Source organism: Paraburkholderia sp. BL17N1 (genome assembly GCF_003634175.1).
In the GTDB taxonomy this organism is placed as follows: Bacteria; Pseudomonadota; Gammaproteobacteria; order Burkholderiales; family Burkholderiaceae; genus Paraburkholderia.
This window is the reverse complement of record NZ_RBIW01000001.1, coordinates 1,439,576-1,459,780: the sequence shown is the minus strand read 5'-3', so window position 1 is coordinate 1,459,780 and position 20,205 is coordinate 1,439,576. Positions and strand designations below refer to the sequence as shown.

Below are 20,205 nucleotides of genomic sequence, written 5' to 3'. Positions count from 1 at the left end.
CAAGGTCAGACTGCCGCCGCGCCACCGACGATTTCCGACAGTTCTTTCGTGATCGCGGCCTGACGGCTCTTGTTGTACACGAGCTGCAGTTCGTTGATGACCGTCTTCGCATTGTCCGAAGCGGCCTTCATCGCGACCATGCGTGCCGACTGTTCCGATGCCATGTTTTCCGCGACGGCCTGATAGACCAGCGCTTCGACATAACGCACCAGCAGTTCGTCCACCACTGCCTGCGCATCCGGCTCGTAGATGTAGTCCCACTGCGTGCTCGGCGTCGTACCGTCTTCTTCCTTGCGCTCGAACTGGTCTGCCGACAGCGGCAGCAGCTGCTCGATCACCGGCTCCTGCTTCATCGTGTTGACGAAGCGCGTGTACGCGAGGTACACCGCCGAAACCTTGCCTTCGGAGTACAGGTCGAGTTGCACCTTCACCGCGCCAATCAGCTTTTCCAGATGCGGCGTGTCGCCCAGATGCACGACATTCGACACTACCTTGGCGCGCAAACGGTTCAGGAAACCCAGACCCTTGGTGCCGATCGCAGTTGCTTCGATCGTCTTGCCCTGGCCTTCCAGTTCCTTGAACTTCTGCAGCGACGCGCGCAGCACGTTGGTGTTCATACCGCCGCACAGACCTTTATCAGTCGTGACGAGGATGATGCCGGCCGCCTTCGCGCCTTCGTTCGACACCATGAACGGGTGACGATACTCCGGGTTCGCACGGCTCATGTGCGCAGCGATATCGCGGACCTTGTCGGCGTACGGGCGAGCAGCGCGCATGCGCTCCTGAGCGCGGCGCATCTTCGATGCGGCCACCATCTCCATCGCTTTCGTGATCTTGCGCGTGTTTTGCACGCTCTTGATCTTGCCGCGAATTTCCTTCATTCCAGCCATTGCTTGCTCCTTGTCGGCCCGAGTTAGCGCTTCAGCGCTTACTCGGGTCCCATGCAAAGCGATCGAAGCAGCGCGGGTTCAGTCGCCTGCGGCCCGCGCCGCTTCAAGGTCCGTTTATGCCTTGCGGGTCACTCGCGGATCAATAAGCGCCGGACTTCTTGAAGTCTTTGAGAGCCGTGTGCAGCAGGGCTTCGTCGTCCTTCGAGAGTTCCTTGGTGTCTTCGACGCGCTTGATCAGGTCTGCGTGCTTCGTCTTCAGGTAGTCGCGCAGACCCTTTTCGAACGGCAGCACTTGCGCAACTTCCAGATCGTCGAGGTAGCCGTTGTTCGCTGCGAACAGCGCGACAGCCAGTTCCCACACTTGCAGCGGCTGATATTGCGGCTGCTTCAGCAGTTCCGTCACGCGGCGGCCGCGCTCCAGTTGCTTGCGGGTGGCTTCGTCGAGGTCCGATGCGAACTGCGCGAACGCAGCCAGTTCACGGTACTGCGCGAGGTCGGTACGGATACCGCCCGACAGCTTCTTCACGACCTTCGTCTGAGCCGCACCACCGACGCGCGACACCGACACGCCGGCGTTAATTGCCGGGCGGATACCTGCGTTGAAGAGGTCGGTTTCCAGGAAGATCTGGCCGTCGGTAATCGAGATCACGTTCGTCGGAACGAATGCGGTCACGTCGCCGGCTTGCGTTTCAATGACCGGCAGTGCCGTCAGCGAACCGCTCTTGCCCTTCACTTCGCCGTTGGTGAACTTCTCGACGTAGTCTTCCGACACGCGAGCAGCACGCTCCAGCAGACGCGAGTGCAGATAGAACACGTCGCCCGGATACGCTTCACGGCCCGGAGGGCGGCGCAGCAGCAGCGAGATCTGACGGTATGCCCAAGCTTGCTTGGTCAAATCGTCATAAACGATCAGCGCGTCTTGACCGCGGTCGCGGAAGTATTCGCCCATCGTGCAGCCGGCGTACGGTGCCAGATATTGCATGGCAGCCGATTCCGAAGCCGAAGCGGCCACGACGATCGTGTATTCCAGCGCGCCGGTTTCTTCCAGCTTGCGCACCACATTCATGATCGACGAAGCTTTCTGGCCGATCGCGACGTAGATACAGAAGAGGTTCTTGCCCTTCTGGTTGATGATCGCGTCGACTGCGACTGCGGTCTTGCCGCACTGGCGGTCGCCGATGATCAGCTCGCGCTGGCCACGGCCAACCGGCACCATCGCGTCGATCGACTTCAGACCGGTTTGGACCGGTTCCGAAACCGATTTACGCCAGATCACGCCCGGAGCAATCTTCTCGATCGCGTCGGTCTTTTTCGCGTTGATCGGGCCCTTGCCGTCGATCGGGTTGCCGAGTGCGTCGACCACGCGGCCGAGCAGTTCCGGACCCACCGGCACTTCCAGAATGCGGCCCGTCGTCTTGACGATGTCGCCTTCCGAAATGTGTTCGTACTCACCCAGAATCACGGCGCCGACCGAGTCGCGCTCGAGGTTCAGTGCGAGACCGAAGGTGTTGCCCGGGAATTCGAGCATTTCGCCCTGCATCACTTCCGACAGGCCGTGAATACGCACGATACCGTCGGTCACGGAGATCACAGTGCCCTGGTTGCGAACGTCTGCGCTCGCTTCAAGGCCCTGGATCCGGCTCTTGATCAGCTCGCTGATCTCAGAGGGATTGAGTTGCATTATTCGCTCCTGATAGTCAATTCTGTTGCGTGCCAGCCGCTTCAGCGCATAAGGCGCTTCAGGCCGTCAGAGCCGTTTGCATGCTGGCAAGCCGCGCGCGGACCGAGGTATCGAGCACTTCATCGCCGACCGTCACGCGCACGCCGCCGATCAACGACGAGTCGATCTCGACCGTCGGCTTCAGCTTGCGTTTGAACTTGCGTTCGAGACTTGCGACGAGGTCGTTCAACTGCGCGCCTTCGAGCGGGAATGCGCTGACGATCAGCACGTCGGCCGCCCCTTCGCGGGCGTTCTTCAACTCTTCGAACTGCACAGCAATTTCCGGCAGCAATTGCAGACGATGGTTGTCCACTAGCATTTGCACCAGATTCTTCGCTTGCGCGTTGTCCTTGAGCGGCGACTTGACCGCAGCCAGCAGCAGTTCGCTGACCTGGGCGCGGCTTACTTTCGGGCTCGAGGCGATCGACAGCACTTCGGGCAGACGCGCAACCTGTGCCAGCTCCTGCACGAGCGTGGACCAGGCGGCGATGTCACCAGCTTCGGCCACGCCAAACAGCGCTTCTGCGTACGGACGGGCGATGGTTGCAAGTTCGGCCATGATCAGAGCTCGGCTTTCAGTTGATTCAGCAGGTCAGCGTGAGCTGCCTGGTCGACTTCGCGCTTCAGGATCTGTTCAGCGCCCTTCACAGCGAGTGCGGCGACTTCACCGCGCAGCGTTTCGCGCGCCTTCACGACTTGCTGATCCGCGTCGGCCTTCGCTTGCGCGATGATGCGAGCGGCTTCAGCCTGTGCTTGAGCCTTGATTTCGTCAGCGACTGCCACAGCGCGCTTTTCTGCGTCAGCAATACGTTGCTGACCGTCGTTGCGTGCCTGAGCGAGTTCCTGGTCGACGCGCTTGTGAGCGGCTTCGAGTTCTGCCTTGCCCTTTTCAGCAGCCGACAAACCGTCAGCAATCTTCTTCGAGCGCTCGTCGAGGGCGTTGATCAGCGGCGGCCACACGAACTTCATCGTGAACCACGCGAGGATCAGGAACACGACCATTTGCGCAAACAGGGTTGCGTTGAGATTCACGGTGTTTCCTTAAACGTTGCTAGTTCGGAAAGTGAAACGGCAAGGCGCTCATCGATTCTGTTCGATCAGCGCCCGAGTGCCCGTTCCGCCCTGCGCCCTCACTAGTTATAGCTCAGGCGCAAACTTCCGAGGAACCTCAGCCTGCCAGCTTCGACAGCAGCGGGTTCGCGAACGCAAACAGCATTGCCACACCAACGCCAATCAGGAACGCCGCATCGATCAGACCAGCCAGCAGGAACATCTTGGTTTGCAGCGGGTTCATCAGTTCCGGCTGACGTGCACATGCTTCGATGTACTTGCCGCCCATCAGGCCGATACCGATACAGGCGCCGATTGCACCCAGGCCGATGATGATGCCGATACCGATGGCGGTCAGACCCTGGATGTTGGCGATGAAAGCTTGCATGATCACTCCTTTGTGAAAAGTCTTTTAGAACTGGTTGGAACTGGGATTTAAATGAAACAAAACTAAAACGTCGTTCGACAAGCCGCGATTAGTGGCTGTCGTGTGCCTGGCCGATGTACACCAGCGTCAGCATCATGAAAATAAATGCTTGCAGCAGAACGATCAGGATGTGGAAGATCGCCCAAACCGTGCCAGCGATGACGTGGCCGATGAAGCCGAGCACTGACGCGTCCGCGCCGAAACCCCACATGCTGCCGAGCAGGGCAATCAGCAGGAACAACAGTTCGCCCGCGTACATGTTGCCGAACAGCCGCATGCCGAGCGAGACCGTCTTTGCGACGAACTCGATGATGTTCAATGCAAGGTTCGGGATCCACAGGAGCGGATGCGCGCCGAACGGAGCGGACAGCAATTCATGTACGAAGCCGCCTGCGCCCTTGATCTTGAAGTTGTAGTAAATCATCAGCGCGAACACGCCGAGTGCGATGCCGAGCGTGCCGTTCAGGTCGGCGGTCGGCACGATGCGGTGATGGGGGATGACTTCCGACAGACCCAGCCAACCGATCACGCGGCCCGGCAGATCGACGGGGATGAAGTCGAGCGAGTTCATGAGGGCAACCCAGACGAACACGGTCAACGCCAGCGGCGCGATGAAGGTGCGCGTGCCGTGGATCATCGACTTCGATTGATCCTCGACCATTTCAACCAGCATTTCGATCGCGCATTGGAAACGGCCCGGCACGCCGGACGTTGCCTTGCGGGCAGCGAGATGCAGAATCAGGATCGTGGCCAGACCGCATACGATCGACCAGAAAAGGGTGTCCAGATTCCAGACGTGAATGTCGAAAATCGACGTCTGGTGCGCGGTGGAAAAGTTCTGCAAGTGGTGCGCGATGTACTCGGACGGATCCAGAGCGCGCGTGCCTTCGCTAGCTGCCATATCGTTAATGCCACCCAAATTGTCGAAAATCGTCTTAGGCCGCTCCCGCAGCAATGCTGTATTGCGGGAACACGCCGGGTGCGGATCGTGTCATATCCGCACTCCTGATGCCGGCGCTGCGCGCCAGCCTGAATTTTTTGCTGCCACTTTCGTTGCTGCTACCTTAGCGCCAGGCCAAGGCGATCCAGTACGTCTTGAGCGCGATGAGGTAGGTCACGAGCAGCGGAACCCAGCGTACGTCGTGATACCAGAAGGCGATGGCTACAAACATCGCGATCGTTGTCCCCATCTTGAGCGCTTCGCCGATCATCCAGCTCATTGCTGTTTTGGCGCCGCTCAGCGTTCTCAGTCGTGCCGCGAACAACGCGCTCGGCACCCAGCAGATCGCTCCTCCCAGGAACGCGGACAACGCAGCAGCGCCCGGCGGCTTGTAGAACAGCCACCACACCAGCGTAGCACCCAGGGACAAAACCATTTGCGCTGCCACGACCTTGAAAGGCGTGACGCGCGATGGACGGCTCACGGTGGGACCAAATAGCTTTTCAGCTTCGGCCCGCGTGAGCGGAACGATATTGTTATCTTGCTGCTCGACATCCCACGCTTCGCCAGGTGCTGCTTGCTGACCGGTGGACGCAACGGAATCCTTGCGTTCAGCGCGGTGTTCGTCGTGCCCATTCTTCGGCGCTTGATTCGACGTTTTGACCGCCATCGCAGTGTTCCGAAAGTCTTGTTCCAGCCCGCGAGCTTACGCTGCGCTTACGGGGTTCCCGTGCAATTAAATCCGGGCGATTGTAAGCGATAGTTGCAGGCAATTCAAGACTTTAGGCCGTTCAATAACCCGCGTGAAAAGGCTCCTCACCATGCGGGAGCCGCTGTTTCGCCGGGCGAAACACGTCAAATGTAAGGCTGTCGGGCAGCGCCAAAACACGCTGCCTAAGACGGAAGAATTTGTCCTCGCTGATGGCTCGTTTAAACGCCGTGGCCGACGTCTCGAAAATGCAACAAACGCCGATTTTTGCCTAAGCATATGGACATTGCGGGCACTGCCGGGTAGGCGCAATGGGAATATCCACGAGAAAGCGTTGTCGAGAAGTATCCCCTCGTTTGCGCCGATTCAATGTGCCGGCGAGGAGGCGGTCAAGTTTCAGCCTTTGCTTCGGACACGCCCTCCTCGCCAAAGTTGTCCCGTGGAGATTGCGGCCTGGCCGCTTCGCGGCTCCTGACACCAGTTGGGCTCAAATGCTCCGTATCGCGACGCCGACGTGGCCGTCACGCGCGCCGACGGCCCCAATCCTCGCGGCGAGCAAGCGCCCGTGAAATGACCGGATATATGAGTCATCCTGATTATCCCACGCCACTTTATTTAGGAATCCGTCGGATGTTGATATGGATCACTGGTAGGTCGCAAAATCCGATCAAAGAAGCCATGCGCTTTTTGCAAACCCGCCGCGTCAAATGATCCACGGTGAATCCAACAGCTTGCGATCGGCAACAGGCCTTATCGCAAGCTATCAGGTGCCCTTCCCGGTCAACTCGTCAATCAGGCGGTGGCGTTACCACGCAACCGGACCAGAATGCCCTCCAACGCATCCAGATCGCCGAAGTCCACCAGCACCTGACCGCGCCCGCGTCGGCCGAGTTTGATCTTGACCGTTGCCGCCAGCAAGTCCGACAGTTCTTCTTCCAACCGGCGAGTATCGCGGCCGCCATCGCCATTCGCACGCGCCTTCACCGCCGGCGCGGCCTTTGTAGTCGCCGTCACAAGCTTTTCGGTTTCGCGCACCGACATGCGCTTGTTAACCACCTGGTTGGCCAACGTGATTTGCGTCGCGGCGTCGACGGCCAGCAGTGCGCGGGCGTGGCCCATGTCGAGGTCGCCGGCCAGCAGCATCGTTTGTACGGGCGACGCCAGGTTAAGCAGACGCAGCAGATTCGATACCGCGCTGCGCGAGCGGCCGACCGACTCCGCTGCCTGTTCGTGCGTGAAATTGAACTCGTCGAGCAAGCGCTGGATCCCCTGCGCTTCTTCCAGCGGATTCAGATCTTCACGCTGAATGTTCTCGATCAGCGCCATCGCGGCGGCAGCCTGGTCCGGCACGTTTTTCACCAGCACCGGCACTTCTTCGAGGCCCGCGAGACGGGCCGCGCGAAACCGCCTTTCGCCGGCGATGATCTCGTACTTGTCCGCCGAGATAGGACGCACGAGAATCGGCTGCATCACCCCTTGCGCACGGATGCTGGCCGCCAGTTCTTGCAATGCGCCCTCGTCCATGCGCGTACGTGGCTGATATTTGCCCGCTTGCATCCTGCTAAGCGGCAGCACATTCGGCGCACCTTCAATCGTTACTGCCTCGGTAATGTCTGCCGTGCCGCCCAGCAATGCTTCCAGACCACGGCCCAATCCCTTCTTTCTCGCTACTGCGTTCATCGTGCTTCCTCGATCCGCTTAGGATGCCTGGGGCGCGTCATTCAACGCGCGCACCCGCTCAATCATTTCCGCGCCGAACTGCACATACGCCTGCGCACCGCGCGATGCCCTGTCGAACACCACGCCCGGCAAACCATAGCTCGGAGCCTCGGCGAGACGCACGTTGCGCGGGATCACCACGTCGAACACCTTGTCGCCGAAATGCTCTTTCAGCTGATCCGAGACTTGCTGCTGCAACGTGATGCGCGGGTCGAACATCACGCGCAACAGACCGATCACCTTCAGGTCGCGGTTGAGGTTCGCGTGCACCTGTTTGATGGTGTTGACCAGATCGGACAAGCCTTCGAGTGCGAAGTACTCGCACTGCATCGGGATCACGACGCCGTGCGCGGCGCACAGGCCGTTGAGGGTCAGCAGCGACAAGGCCGGCGGGCAGTCGATCAGCACGAAATCATATTCGTTTTCGACTGCCGCGAGTGCAATCTTCAATTGCCGCTCACGGTTCTGCACACTGACCAATTCGACTTCGGCGCCGGCGAGTTCGCGGTTCGCGGGCAGCACGTCGTAATCGACTGCCTCCGGCCGCACTCGTGCATCGGACACCGCAACACCGTCCACCAGCACTTCGTAGACAGTGTTTGCGCACGCAGCCTTATCGATGCCGCTGCCCATCGTGGCGTTGCCCTGCGGGTCCAGGTCGATGAGTAGGACTCGCTGTCCCTGCGCTGCCAAGCTCGCGGCCAGATTGACTGTGGTCGTCGTTTTGCCGACGCCGCCCTTCTGGTTCGCAACGCAGAAGATTTTTGCCATCGTTGGAGTGTCCCTTTTGCAGCTTGGATGAAGTAAAAATCGTGGGTGATGCTGGTGCGGCTAAGAGGCCGGTATGTGCCAGCCGCTAGTCTGCTAGCTGGCAACATCCACCAAAACTTTGATCAGATGCCGCTCGGCATCGAGCGACGGCACGTTCAGCCGGATAACCTGTTCCACGTGGGCGCCCGCCGGCAAGCGTTGGATCTCGCCGTCCGGGCGCACCCCTTTCATGGCCCAGATCGCGCCCTGCTCCGCAACCAGATGACGGGCCAGTGTAACGAAATCCGCGAGCTCTGCGAATGCGCGCGAGACAATTACGTCGAACTTTGCCGGTACTTCGGCGCCTGGCTGCAAAGTCTCGACCCGGCCGGTTACCACGGAGAGATTCGCAAGGCCGAGTTCAGCCTTGGCCTGCGCCTGGAACGCCGTCTTTTTGTGAACGATGTCGTTCACGGTCACGGTCCATTCTGGCAGGACAATCGCGAGCACAATGCCCGGCAGACCGCCACCCGAGCCAACGTCGAGCACGGAGGACGCGCCTAGCGGCGCGAGGTGCGGCACGATCGAAAGCGAATCCAGAATATGCTGAACCAGCATCTGGCGCGGATCGCGGATCGCCGTGAGGTTATAGACGGCGTTCCACTTCGACAACAACGCGACATAGTCGAGCAGTTTGCCGAGTTGCGCGTCACTCAACTTGAGCCCGAGTTCGCGAACACCGGCCTCAAGCAACGGCGCCAACGCTTCCCGGCCACTCCCCTTCTGGCTCAACGTCATTGCGTCACCGGCGTGCTGTCTGTGCCAGGTTCGGCGGGTTTCGTCGGACGACGGCCCAGCCCGCGCTTCAGATGGACCATCAACAAGGAAATCGCCGCCGGCGTGATGCCCGAAATACGCGACGCCTGCCCAATGGTCTCAGGGCGAAATTGCGTTAGCTTCTGGCGTGCTTCGAATGACAGCCCGCGAACTTCCGCATAGTCCAGCCCGTCGGGCAAGCGCGTACTCTCGTGCGCCTCGTTTCGCTCGATTTCGCCGGCCTGGCGCTCGATATAGCCCTGATATTTAATGCCGATTTCGATCTGTTCCTTAATCTGGGCGAGCAGAACATCGTCTTCGGCCAAGGTCTCCGGCGCGGCACAGGCGCCGGCGCGCAAGCCGCAAACCCCGTCGTAGGACACGCCCGGTCGACGCAGCAGGTCCGCCAGGCTGTACTCATGGTCGATCGGCTTGCCCAGCAACGTAGTCGCCTCGTCTGCCGGTAAGGTCTTAGGATTAACCCACGTCGTGCGAAGACGCTCTGTTTCACGTGAAACAGCATCGCGCTTGCGGCTGAAAGCGTCCCAGCGGGTGTCGTCAACGACACCGAGTTCACGACCAATCTCAGTAAGGCGCATATCCGCGTTGTCTTCGCGCAAGCTCAAGCGATATTCCGCGCGGCTTGTAAACATGCGGTACGGCTCAGACACGCCGCGCGTCACCAGATCGTCGACGAGCACACCAAGATAAGCTTCATCACGGCGCGGGCACCACGCTTCCTTGCCTTGCACAAACAGACCTGCATTGATGCCCGCCAGCAGACCCTGCGCCGCCGCCTCTTCATAGCCAGTCGTACCGTTGATCTGACCGGCGAAGAACAGCCCATGGATCACCTTGGTTTCCAGCGATGCCTTCAGCCCGCGCGGGTCAAAGTAGTCATACTCAATCGCATAACCCGGCCGCAGGATGTGTGCGTGCTCCAACCCGCGCATTGAGCGAACGAGTTCCAGTTGCACATCGAACGGCAGGCTTGTGGAAATTCCGTTGGGATAGAACTCATTGGTCGTCAGGCCTTCCGGTTCGAGGAAAATCTGATGCGATTCTTTCGACGCGAATCGGTGAATCTTGTCCTCGATCGACGGGCAATAGCGCGGCCCCACCCCCTCGATCACGCCGGTGTACATCGGCGAACGGTCGAGACCGCCGCGAATAATGTCGTGCGTGCGTTCGTTGGTGTGCGTCACCCAGCACGGCACTTGCCGCGGATGCTGCTCAACGCGCCCAAGAAACGAGAAGACCGGCACCGGATCCAGATCGCCCGGCTGCTCCTCAAGTTGGGAAAAATCGATCGTGCGACCGTCAATTCGCGGTGGCGTCCCTGTCTTGAGCCGACCTTGTGGCAGCTTCAGTTCCTTCAGACGCGCGGACAACGACACCGCAGCCGGATCGCCGGCGCGGCCGCCAGTGTAGTTGTTCAGACCGACATGAATCTTGCCGTCAAGGAACGTCCCGGCCGTCAGGATCACCGCGCGCGCCCGAAAACGAATTCCCACCTGCGTAACAGCACCAACGACGCGATCGCCCTCCACCATCAGATCGTCGACAGCCTGCTGGAAAAGCCACAGGTTCGGCTGATTCTCCAGCCGATGCCGGATAGCCTGCTTATACAGCAGACGGTCAGCCTGGGCGCGCGTCGCACGGACGGCCGGACCCTTCGACGAATTCAGGATGCGGAACTGGATGCCGCCCTCATCGGTGGCGGCCGCCATTGCACCGCCGAGCGCATCGACCTCCTTCACGAGATGGCCCTTGCCAATGCCGCCGATCGACGGATTGCAGCTCATCTGGCCGAGGGTTTCGATATTGTGGGTCAACAGGAGCGTCGTATTACCCATGCGCGCCGAGGCTAAAGCGGCTTCGGTGCCGGCATGACCACCGCCGACGACGATTACGTCAAATTCTGTGGGAAAGAGCATCGCGAGATCTCACGCCAGATCATCGCGTGAGCCTTCAAAAGAAAAGTATGGGCGAATTATAGCGGGTTCGGTTTAGGCCCGAATTTCGTCCGAATGGCCAACCTATGAAAAAGCGGCGTGTTTCACGTGAAACACGCCGCTTTGAACAAGCCGGAAACAGAAGCAAACTCAGGCGCTAAGCCACTTTCTTCGCCAGCCCAAGATAGGTTTCGATCACACGCGGATTCTGCGCCAAGTCCGCCGCCGGCCCTTCGAGCGCCAGTTCACCGGTTTCCAGCACATAGCCGTAATCGGAGATTTGCAGCGCGGCGCGCGCATTCTGTTCGATCAGCAATGTCGCAACGCCGGTCTGCCGCAGCGCGCTGATGATGTGGAAGATTTCTTTCACGATCAACGGTGCGAGACCGAGACTCGGCTCGTCCAGCATCAGCAGGTCCGGCTTGCCCATGAGCGCCCGGCCCACTGCGAGCATCTGCCGCTCGCCACCGGACAAAGTTCCGGCAGCCTGCTTGCGCCGCTCTTTCAGCCGCGGAAACAGGGTAAAGACCGGTTCGAGCTGATCCAGGAAGTTGCGCTCCCCTGCCCGTTTGCGCCGATAGGCGCCCAGGACGAGGTTGTCTTCCACTGTCATCGACGCAAACAACTCGCGTTTCTCCGGCACGAGACACATACCGCGCGACACACGCTTCTCGACCGGCACGGCGCTGACGTCTTCGCCTTGGTACAGGACGGTGCCCTTCGCATGGCCCGTGGTTGGCAACGCGCCCATGATCGCGTTCAACAGCGTGGACTTGCCCGCACCGTTCGGGCCGATTACCGAGACAATCTGGCCGGCTCGCACCTTGATCGCCGCGCCGTGCAGCGCCTCCACCTTGCCATAGCGGACCGACAAACCGTCCACATCGAGAATCGGGCCGGCAGCATTCATCGTGTTCTCCATCACTCCACCCCGCCGAGATAAGCTTCCAGCACCGCCGGGTCTTGTTGTACCTCTTGCGGCAGACCTTCGGCGATACGAGTTCCGAACTCCATGACCACCAGCCGATCGGTGAGATTCATAACGAAGTCCATATCGTGTTCCACCAGCAGCACGCTCATGCCTTCAGCCTTCAGGCGACGCAGCAGGTCGCCCAGTTGCAGCTTTTCCTGGTAGCGCAGACCAGCGGCCGGTTCATCCAGCAGCAGCAGCGTCGGATCGCAACACAGCGCGCGAGCGATTTCGAGAATCCGCTGCTGTCCCAGCGCGAGGCTTCCGGCTTCGTCGTACATGTGTTGTTCAAGGCCGACGCGGCGAATCTGACGAGCCGCCTCGGCCATCAAGCGCGCTTCTTCCGTGCTGTTCAGGCGCACGATGCTGCGCCAGACACCGGCTTGCCCGCGCAGATGCGCGCCAATCGCGACGTTCTCAAGCACTGTCATGCCCGGCAGCAGCTTGACGTGCTGGAACGTGCGGCCGATTCCGCGTTTGACGATTTCACGTGAACTCAGCGAATCGATGCGCTCGCCGCGGAACGTGATCTCACCGCTGGTCGCCTGCAACACGCCGGTGACCAGATTGAAGGTCGTCGACTTGCCGGCGCCATTCGGACCGATCAGGCCGATGATCTGCCCCGCCTTCACCTCGAAGCTGACATCGTTCACCGCGACCAGACCGCCGAATTGCTTGCGCGCTTTATTCACCGTCAGCAGGTTTTCGCCAGCGGCCGGCTTGCTGCGCTGCGGCAATGGCTCGGCGTGATCGGCGACGTGAGCGCGCGGGCCCTTCGCGAAAAATCGCGCGACGAACGGCCAAACGCCCTGCCGCGCATATTGCAGCAGCAGCACCATCAAAATGCCGAACACGATCACTTCAAAGTTGCCGTTCTCGCCGAGCAGCTTGGGCAGCAAGGTTTGCAAATAATCTTGCAACACCGTCAGGATCGCCGCGCCGAGCACCGCGCCCCAGACGTGCGAGACGCCGCCCACGACGGCCATGAACAGAAATTCGATGCCGTGATTCAGACCGAAAGGCGTCGGGTTCACCGCGCGCTGCAGATGGGCGTAGAGGAAACCCGAGACCGAGGCCAGCACCGCCGCGTACACGAAGATCACCACGCGCATCCACCCGGTGTTGACGCCCATCGCCTCGGCCATCATGCCGCCGCCACGTAGCGCGCGGATCGCCCGCCCCGGACGACTATTAAGCAGATTCTGAACAGAAATCACCGCGCCGAGCACAACCAGCCAGATCAGGTAATAGATATGGCGGCCGGATTCGAGGTTGATGCCAAACACATTCAGCACCGGAATCCCGTTGATGCCGTCGTACTTGCCCAGCATTTCAAGATTGCCGAAGAGGTAGAACAATGCGAGTCCCCAGGCGATCGTGCCGAGAGGCAGAAAGTGTCCTGACAACCGCATCGTCACCAAACCGAGCATCAGCGCGATCAACGCCGTCACTACCACACCTGCAATCAACGCCAGCCACGGCGAAACGCCATACTGCGTCGTCAGATACGCGGTCGCATAAGCGCCGATGCCGACAAACGCGGCTTGCCCGAAGCTCGTCATCCCGCCGATTCCGGTCAGCAGCACAAGGCCGATCGCGACGATCGAATACAGACCGATGTAGTTGAGCAGCGTCACCCAGTACTCAGGCACGTGAATCGGTTGCGGCAACACCGGCAGCGCGAACAGCACCACGAGGAACAACCAGAAGAACTTGTTTTGCATGATCCGTTTCATCGCGTCACTCCTCTTCCTCTTCGGCGTGCGGACTGGCGAGACTTCGCCAGAGCAACACGGGGATGATCAGCGTGAACACGATCACTTCCTTATAAGCGCTCGCCCAGAACGACGAATACGACTCCAGCAGACCGACCAGGATCGAGCCCGCGGCCGCCAGCGGATAGCTGACGAGCCCGCCGATAATCGCCCCCACAAAGCCCTTCAAACCGATCAGGAAGCCCGAGTCGTAGTAGATGGTGGTCAAGGGTGCGACGAGGATGCCGCACAGCGCGCCGAGGCCCGCCGCCAGCGTGAATGCGAGGCGCCCCGCTTGCGTCGTGCCGATGCCGACGAGCCGCGCACCGAGCCGGTTCACCGACGTCGCGCGCAACGCCTTGCCCGAGATCGAGCGATCGAAGTAAAGATACAGCGCGCCGATCAACACCACCGCCGTGCCGACCACCCACAGGCTTTGCCCGGAAATCGTCAGTGTGCCGATGTTGAAGGTCGCATCGGAAAACGCTGTAGTGCGTGAACCTTCCGCACCGAACATCACGAGACCCAGGCCGACCATCGCGAAGTGCACTGCCACCGCCACGATCAACAGCAGCAGCGTGCTTGCCTCCGCGATCGGCTCATACGCGAGCCGGTACACATAAGGTCCCATCGGAATCACGATCAGCAGCGTCAACGCGATCTGCACGATCATCGGCAGCGTATGCATGAAAACGCTTTGTGTGAGCGCATAGACCGCGATCGGAAACAGCAGATATTTGCCGACCAGCATGACCAGCGTGCGCGCCGCATGCCGGCGCCGTTCGGGATGCCGCACCAGCCCCGCTATCTCGACGACAAAGCAGGCCGCGCCCATCGCCATCAGCAACCAGCAGGTGGCTGGGAATTTCTGCGTCTGCAGTGCGGCGAGCGTCAACGCGCCGTACGAAACAAACTCCCCCTGCGGGATGAAGATCACCCGCGTCACGGAGAACACCAGCACCAGCGCGAGCGCTAGCAGCGCGTAGATCGCGCCCGTGGTGATGCCGTCCTGCGCGAGGATCGCCGCAATTGATAGATCCATACTTCCTCGTCCTGAAGCGTCGAAATCGAAACTGGGAAACCGTCGTGGCGGCAGAACTCGTGGCCGTCCATCGACCCCCTATGCCCTGAAAAGGCGACCGCCGCGCCGGTCACGGCGCGGCGGTCGATGCCATTGTCATCGAACAGAATGGCAATGCGGCGTCACATGCCGCACGTTGCGCGAGAGGCGCGTACCGCTTTTGTTGTTAGTCGTTCTGCAGCTTCCACTTGCCGTCGACGATCTGCACGATCACGCGTGCGCGCTTGTCGAGGCCGTTGTGGTCGGTCGTCGTGGTGTTCATGATGCCGTGCGAGACAGGCAGTTCCTTGATGTTCTCAAGCGCCCCACGCAGTGCCACGCGGAACTGTTCCGTGCCCGGCTGAGCGGTCTTCAGTGCGACAGGAATCGCGGCCTGCAACATCTGGCCGGCGTCCCATGCGTGCCCGCCGAACGTCGCCACCGAGCCCGCGCCATACGCTTTCTCATACGCCGACTTATAAGCCAGCGACGACTTCTTCACCGGGTTCGAGTCAGGCAGTTGATCCGCCACGAGGATCGGTCCGGCCGGCAGGAATTCGCCTTCGCAGTCCTTGCCGCACACGCGCAGGAAGTCGTTGTTGGCGACGCCGTGAGTCTGATAGACCTTGCCCTTGTAGCCGCGCTCCTTGAGCGTCTTGGCCGGCAGCGCCGACGGCGTGCCCGCGCCCGCGATCAGCACCGCGTCCGGGTTCGCAGCCATCGTCTTCAGCACCTGGCCCGTCACCGATGCATCGGTGCGGTTAAAGCGCTCGTTCGAGACGATCTTCAGATTGTGTGCAGCGGCCGCCGCGGTGAAGACGTTGTTCCAGCCGTCGCCATAGGCATCCGCGAAGCCGATGAAGCCCACCGTCTTTACGCCGTGATGCTCCATGTAATCGGCGATGGCGTCGGCCATCAGGCTGTCGTTCTGCGGCGGTTTGAAGGCCCATGCGCGCTTCGCGTCCATCGGCGAAATGATCGCCGCCGATGCCGCCAGCGAGATCACCGGCGTCTTGCCTTCGGCAGCGGCGTCGAGCATGGCGAGCGAATTCGGCGTGACGGTCGAGCCGATGATCGCGTCGACGTGGTCTTCGTCGATCAGCTTGCGCGTGTTCTGCACGGCTTTGCCGGTATCGGACCCGTCGTCGAGAATGATGTACTGCACGGTCTTGCCGCCGATCTCTTTCGGCAGCAGTGCAATCGTGTTCTTTTCAGGAATCCCGAGCGATGCGGCCGGCCCCGTGGTAGAAAGCGTCACGCCGATTTTCACCTGAGCGAACGCCGCGCCCGCACTGCACATCAACGCCATGGCAATGCCGGTGCGTACCCATTGCTTTGTCTTTTTCATTGCAAGTCTCCAAACGCTTTGAAGCGCGTATCTGAAATCCGACTCGTGGGCCGGGTGTCTGAATCTAGTTATAGGGTTCTGGCGTGCCAAGCATGGTTTTCCCTGCTCAGCGCGAATACCGTCGCCGCTTTGCTGCTACTTCACTGCGCATACCACGACTGCAAACTGCTGCGATATCCTGTGAACAAAACACTAACATGTTAGTAGTATTGCGTTCTGCATGATTGACGGTCAATAGACTGCAACCCAAATGCGGGTTTGTCCTGAAGCGGCGGAGCCACACTTTTTCACGCGATGCGGACAATAAAAAAGACGCGTCAACTGCACGCGTCTTTTGTTTATTGAAGGTCCATATCGTTTTGCCTTCGCTCAGTCGCCGGACAACTTCCACTTGCCGCCGACAATCTCCACCATCACGCGTGCCCGCTGGTCGAGACCAGCATGGTCGTTCGCGCTCATATTGAAGATGCCGTGCGACGCGGGCATGTCTTTAGTGCTTTCCAGTGCGGCCCGCAATGCTTCGCGGAATGCAGGCGTACCCGGTTGACCCTTCTTCAACGCCAGCGGAATCGCGCGTTGCAGCAGCAGGCCCGCGTCCCATGCGTGGCCGCCGAAGGTCGACACCGAGCCGGCGCCGTAAGCGGTTTCGTACGCGCGTTTATAGGCAAGCGCACTCTTCTTCACCGGATTCGAATCAGGCAATTGCTCCGCAACGAGCAACGGACCCGCCGGCAGATAGGTGCCTTCGCAATCTTTGCCGCACACACGCAGGAAATCGTTATTGGCGACGCCGTGCGTCTGATAGTACTTGCCTTTATAGCCACGCTCCCTGAGCGTTTTCTGCGGCAGCGCGGCCGGTGTGCCGGCACCCGCAATCAGCACCGCGTCTGGATTCTGCGACATGATCTTCAGCACCTGGCCGGTCACCGATGCGTCGTTGCGTGCGAAGCGTTCGCTCGCGACGACCTTGATCTTCGCGAGATCGGCAGCCTTGCCGAATTCCCTGAACCAGCTCTCGCCGTAGGCGTCGGAGAAACCAATAAAGGCCACCGTCTTCACACCGTGGTTCGACATGTGCTGCGCGATGGCTGTGGCCATGAGAATGTCGTTCTGCGGCGTCTTGAAGACCCACGCGCGCTTCGCCTCCATCGGCTCGACGATGCTCGCCGCGGCCGCCATGGAGATCATGGGCGTGGTGGTTTCGGCGGCGACGTCGATCATGGCCAGCGAGTTCGGCACGACGGTCGAGCCGATCAACGCATCCACGTGATCTTCGCTCGTGAGCTTGCGTGCGTTCTTGACAGCCTGGGTGGAATCCGTGGCGTCGTCGAGGACAATGTAATCAATCTTCTGACCTGCCACCTCTTTAGGCAGCAGTGCGATCGTGTTCTTTTCCGGAATGCCGAGCGATGCGGCCGGGCCGGTTGCCGACACGGTCACGCCGATTTTCACGTCCGCGAATGCATGGCCGCTCCATGCTGCGCTCACTCCGGTGGCGACCAATGCCGCGCTGATCCAACGCAATGCCGACTTCATGCCGCTCCTCTATCAACCCCGTTATTCATTCGAATTTAAATGCACAGATTTAAATCCCGACCACGCGGTCGGTGAATAGCGAGTTTAGCGGACGAAAGCCGCGCGCGGCAAGCGTTTTGCAGGGTTGAGACGTGTGAAATAGAGACATGTTCGGCGAATGAAAAGGGATCACCGAATTAGCGGGGAGTTGGGAATGGCGAATAACCGGAAATACAAATAAAAAGCGCTGTTGGATATCAATCCAACAGCGCTTTCGTCTGGGCACTGAGTGCCTCATTGTCTCCTCGTTCTCCACCTGCAAAATTCGTGGTGCATCAGAACTGCATGAAGATTAAACGAGCACTCCGCGTACTACAACTAGCAATTACCCTAGTGGTGCACTGCGGCACCGAATTGGGGCACGTTGCGGGAGCCATACCGCGTATGCATTTCGACTCGATTGCCGCCCTCTTCAACCTGCCGCATCGAGACGGCTGGATTATATCGGATGCCGAAGCAATTGCCCATTTCACTAAACGTCAGGCCCGCAGCGGCCGCACTCGCGCAATAATTTCGCCGACGATGCCACGCCGGAACGCCAGCACGCAGGCAATGAAAATCACGCCGGTGACGATGGTCACCGATTCGCCCAGCGAGCGGAACCACTCGACGCCCGTGGTCGTCGCCAGTGCCCCGCCGATATCGCCGAGCCGATCCTCGAGCGCGACGATCAGCGCCGCGCCGAGCAGCGGCCCGAACAACGTACCCATGCCGCCGACGAGCGTCATCAGGATCACGAGGCCGGACATGGTCCAATACGCGTCGCTCAAGGTCTCGAAGCCCTGCACCAACACCTTGAGCGAACCTGCGAGACCCGCAATTCCCGCCGACAGAATGAACGCGAGCAGCTTGAAGCGATCCGTATCGTAGCCGAGCGACACCGCGCGCGGCTCGTTCTCCTTGATGGCCACCAGCACCTGCCCGAACGGCGAATGCACGATCCGCACGATCAGCAGGAAGGCCAGCACCATCACGGCGAGCACGACGAAATACAGCGCCATGTCGGACGACAGATCCAGCACGCCGAACAGTTTGCCGCGCGGCACGCCTTGCAGACCATCCTCGCCATGTGTGAACGGCGCCTGCAGGAACACGAAGTAGACCATCTGCGCGAGCGCCAGCGTGACCATCGCGAAGTAGATGCCCTGGCGGCGAATCGCGAAGAGACCCACGATCAGGCCGAGCAAGGTCGCCGCCGCGGTGCCGGCCAGCACACCGAGTTCCGGCGAGAAGCCGAGCGACTGGATCGCATAGCCCGTCACATAGCCAGCCGAGGCGAGAAACATCGCGTGACCGAACGACAGCAGCCCGGTGTAGCCGATCAGCAAATTGAACGCCGCCGCGAACAGCGCGAAGCACAGCACCTTCATTACGAAGAGCGGATAGATGCCGAGCACGGGCACCGCGAGCAGCACGACCAGCAGCAGACCGTAGAGCACTTTTCTCTGCATCATTTTTCCTTGCCGAAGAGACCCGCCGGGCGCACCAGCAACACCAGCGCCATGATCACGAAGACGACGGTCGCCGACGCTTCCGGGTAAAACACGCGCGTCAGCCCTTCGATCACGCCGAGCAGCAAACCGGTGAGAATCGAGCCCATGATCGAACCCATGCCGCCGATCACGACCACCGCGAACACCGTGATGATCATCGGCTGGCCCATCAGCGGCGAGACCTGAATCACCGGTGCCGCGAGCACGCCCGCAAACGCCGCCAGCGCGACGCCGAAGCCGTAGGTGAGCGTAATCATCAGCGGCACGTTGATGCCGAACGCTTCGACCAATTTCGGGTTTTCCGTACCGGCGCGCAGATAGGCGCCGAGACGCGTCTTCTCGATCACAAACCATGTCGCGAAGCACACCGCCAACGAAGCCACCACGACCCACGCGCGATAGTTCGGCAGGAACATGAAGCCGAGATTGGTTGCGCCGGAAAGCGCCGACGGTACGTCGTAGGGCTGACCGGACGAACCGTAGATGGAGCGGAACACGCCTTCCACCACGAGCGTGAGCCCGAATGTCAGCAAGAGCCCGTACAGATGATCGAGCTTGTAGAGCCAGCGCAGCATGGAGCGCTCGATCACGATGCCGAACAACCCGACGATCAGCGGTGCCAGCACCAACATCAGCCAATACGGCAGGCCGAAATACGAAAAGCCCATCCACGCGAGCATGGCGCCCAGCATGAACAACGCGCCGTGAGCGAAATTGATCACGTTGAGCAAGCCGAAGATCACCGCCAGCCCGAGGCTCAATATTGCATAGAACGAGCCGTTCACGAGCCCCAGCAACAGCTGGCTCAGCATCGCCGGTAGCGGAACGCCAAAGATTTCCATTGAAGCCTTAACCCATCGCCAAGGTGAGATCGGTCACGCACGATCCGGCCGGCGCGCAATCGGCGGCAACGACGCCGATCGCGCGCGGCATGTGAAACGCTTCGCCGTCTGCCTGTGTACCATCACGGCTGCACGCATCGCCCGTCAGGACGACCAGGCAGACGGCCATCTGGTTATGAACCAGCGA

Annotated in this window: 18 protein-coding genes; all 18 read right to left on the bottom strand. The window is 60.4% G+C overall.

Annotation, left to right across the window (positions count from 1 at the left end):
- Nucleotides 1-5: 5 nt before the first annotated feature.
- The 18 genes from atpG to B0G82_RS06275 all read right to left on the bottom strand — a co-directional run bounded on the left by atpG (nt 6) and on the right by B0G82_RS06275 (nt 20,018).
- On the bottom strand, nt 6-890 hold the full coding sequence (atpG, locus tag B0G82_RS06360; protein WP_106284868.1) for a F0F1 ATP synthase subunit gamma: 885 nt from the start codon (nt 888-890) through the stop codon (nt 6-8).
- A gap of 139 nt (nt 891-1,029) precedes the next feature.
- Nucleotides 1,030-2,571 carry a F0F1 ATP synthase subunit alpha gene (atpA, locus tag B0G82_RS06355; protein ID WP_116118562.1) on the bottom strand — a complete coding sequence of 514 codons (1,542 nt, stop codon included), beginning with the start codon at nt 2,569-2,571 and terminating at the stop codon, nt 1,030-1,032.
- 58 nt (nt 2,572-2,629) lie between these two features.
- Nucleotides 2,630-3,169, bottom strand: coding sequence for a F0F1 ATP synthase subunit delta (locus B0G82_RS06350; RefSeq protein WP_006050846.1), 540 nt, complete (start codon nt 3,167-3,169; stop codon nt 2,630-2,632).
- A 2-nt stretch (nt 3,170-3,171) separates the two neighbouring features.
- A complete protein-coding gene (locus B0G82_RS06345; protein WP_106284870.1) occupies nt 3,172-3,642 on the bottom strand; it encodes a F0F1 ATP synthase subunit B in 471 nt (156 codons plus the stop codon).
- A gap of 136 nt (nt 3,643-3,778) precedes the next feature.
- Nucleotides 3,779-4,048 carry a F0F1 ATP synthase subunit C gene (atpE, locus tag B0G82_RS06340; RefSeq protein WP_007180033.1) on the bottom strand — a complete coding sequence of 90 codons (270 nt, stop codon included), beginning with the start codon at nt 4,046-4,048 and terminating at the stop codon, nt 3,779-3,781.
- Nucleotides 4,049-4,136: 88 nt separating this feature from the next.
- Nucleotides 4,137-4,988, bottom strand: a complete 852-nt coding sequence (atpB, locus tag B0G82_RS06335) for a F0F1 ATP synthase subunit A (protein WP_106284871.1) — start codon at nt 4,986-4,988, stop codon at nt 4,137-4,139.
- Between the two features lie 163 nt (nt 4,989-5,151).
- Nucleotides 5,152-5,697: an ATP synthase subunit I gene (locus B0G82_RS06330; protein ID WP_121306971.1), complete on the bottom strand. Its 546-nt coding sequence runs from the start codon at nt 5,695-5,697 to the stop codon at nt 5,152-5,154.
- A gap of 831 nt (nt 5,698-6,528) precedes the next feature.
- Nucleotides 6,529-7,416 (bottom strand): ParB/RepB/Spo0J family partition protein, encoded by an 888-nt coding sequence (locus B0G82_RS06325; protein WP_121306970.1) that lies wholly within the window; start codon nt 7,414-7,416, stop codon nt 6,529-6,531.
- Between the two features lie 18 nt (nt 7,417-7,434).
- Entirely contained in the window at nt 7,435-8,226 is a 792-nt protein-coding gene (locus B0G82_RS06320) for a ParA family protein (RefSeq protein WP_121306969.1), read from the bottom strand.
- 93 nt (nt 8,227-8,319) lie between these two features.
- Nucleotides 8,320-9,003 (bottom strand): 16S rRNA (guanine(527)-N(7))-methyltransferase RsmG, encoded by a 684-nt coding sequence (rsmG, locus tag B0G82_RS06315; protein WP_116143572.1) that lies wholly within the window; start codon nt 9,001-9,003, stop codon nt 8,320-8,322.
- Entirely contained in the window at nt 9,000-10,958 is a 1,959-nt protein-coding gene (gene mnmG, locus B0G82_RS06310; protein ID WP_121306968.1) for a tRNA uridine-5-carboxymethylaminomethyl(34) synthesis enzyme MnmG, read from the bottom strand. The genes rsmG and mnmG overlap by 4 nt, the downstream gene beginning before the upstream one ends.
- 175 nt (nt 10,959-11,133) lie before the next feature.
- Complete coding sequence (locus tag B0G82_RS06305) at nt 11,134-11,886, bottom strand: ABC transporter ATP-binding protein (RefSeq protein WP_199730064.1); 753 nt, start codon at nt 11,884-11,886, stop codon at nt 11,134-11,136.
- A gap of 11 nt (nt 11,887-11,897) precedes the next feature.
- Nucleotides 11,898-13,682: a branched-chain amino acid ABC transporter ATP-binding protein/permease gene (locus B0G82_RS06300; protein WP_121306966.1), complete on the bottom strand. Its 1,785-nt coding sequence runs from the start codon at nt 13,680-13,682 to the stop codon at nt 11,898-11,900.
- A 4-nt stretch (nt 13,683-13,686) separates the two neighbouring features.
- The gene (locus tag B0G82_RS06295) at nt 13,687-14,742 is read right to left on the bottom strand and encodes a branched-chain amino acid ABC transporter permease (RefSeq protein WP_121306965.1); all 1,056 of its coding nucleotides are present in this window, start codon (nt 14,740-14,742) and stop codon (nt 13,687-13,689) included.
- A gap of 205 nt (nt 14,743-14,947) precedes the next feature.
- Nucleotides 14,948-16,108 (bottom strand): ABC transporter substrate-binding protein, encoded by a 1,161-nt coding sequence (locus tag B0G82_RS06290; protein WP_116143562.1) that lies wholly within the window; start codon nt 16,106-16,108, stop codon nt 14,948-14,950.
- Between the two features lie 369 nt (nt 16,109-16,477).
- Nucleotides 16,478-17,644 carry an ABC transporter substrate-binding protein gene (locus tag B0G82_RS06285; RefSeq protein ID WP_121306964.1) on the bottom strand — a complete coding sequence of 389 codons (1,167 nt, stop codon included), beginning with the start codon at nt 17,642-17,644 and terminating at the stop codon, nt 16,478-16,480.
- 518 nt (nt 17,645-18,162) lie between these two features.
- Entirely contained in the window at nt 18,163-19,134 is a 972-nt protein-coding gene (locus B0G82_RS06280; protein ID WP_166679150.1) for a branched-chain amino acid ABC transporter permease, read from the bottom strand.
- Nucleotides 19,134-20,018 carry a branched-chain amino acid ABC transporter permease gene (locus tag B0G82_RS06275; RefSeq protein WP_106284883.1) on the bottom strand — a complete coding sequence of 295 codons (885 nt, stop codon included), beginning with the start codon at nt 20,016-20,018 and terminating at the stop codon, nt 19,134-19,136. The genes B0G82_RS06280 and B0G82_RS06275 overlap by 1 nt, the downstream gene beginning before the upstream one ends.
- Between the last annotated feature and the right edge of the window lie 187 nt (nt 20,019-20,205).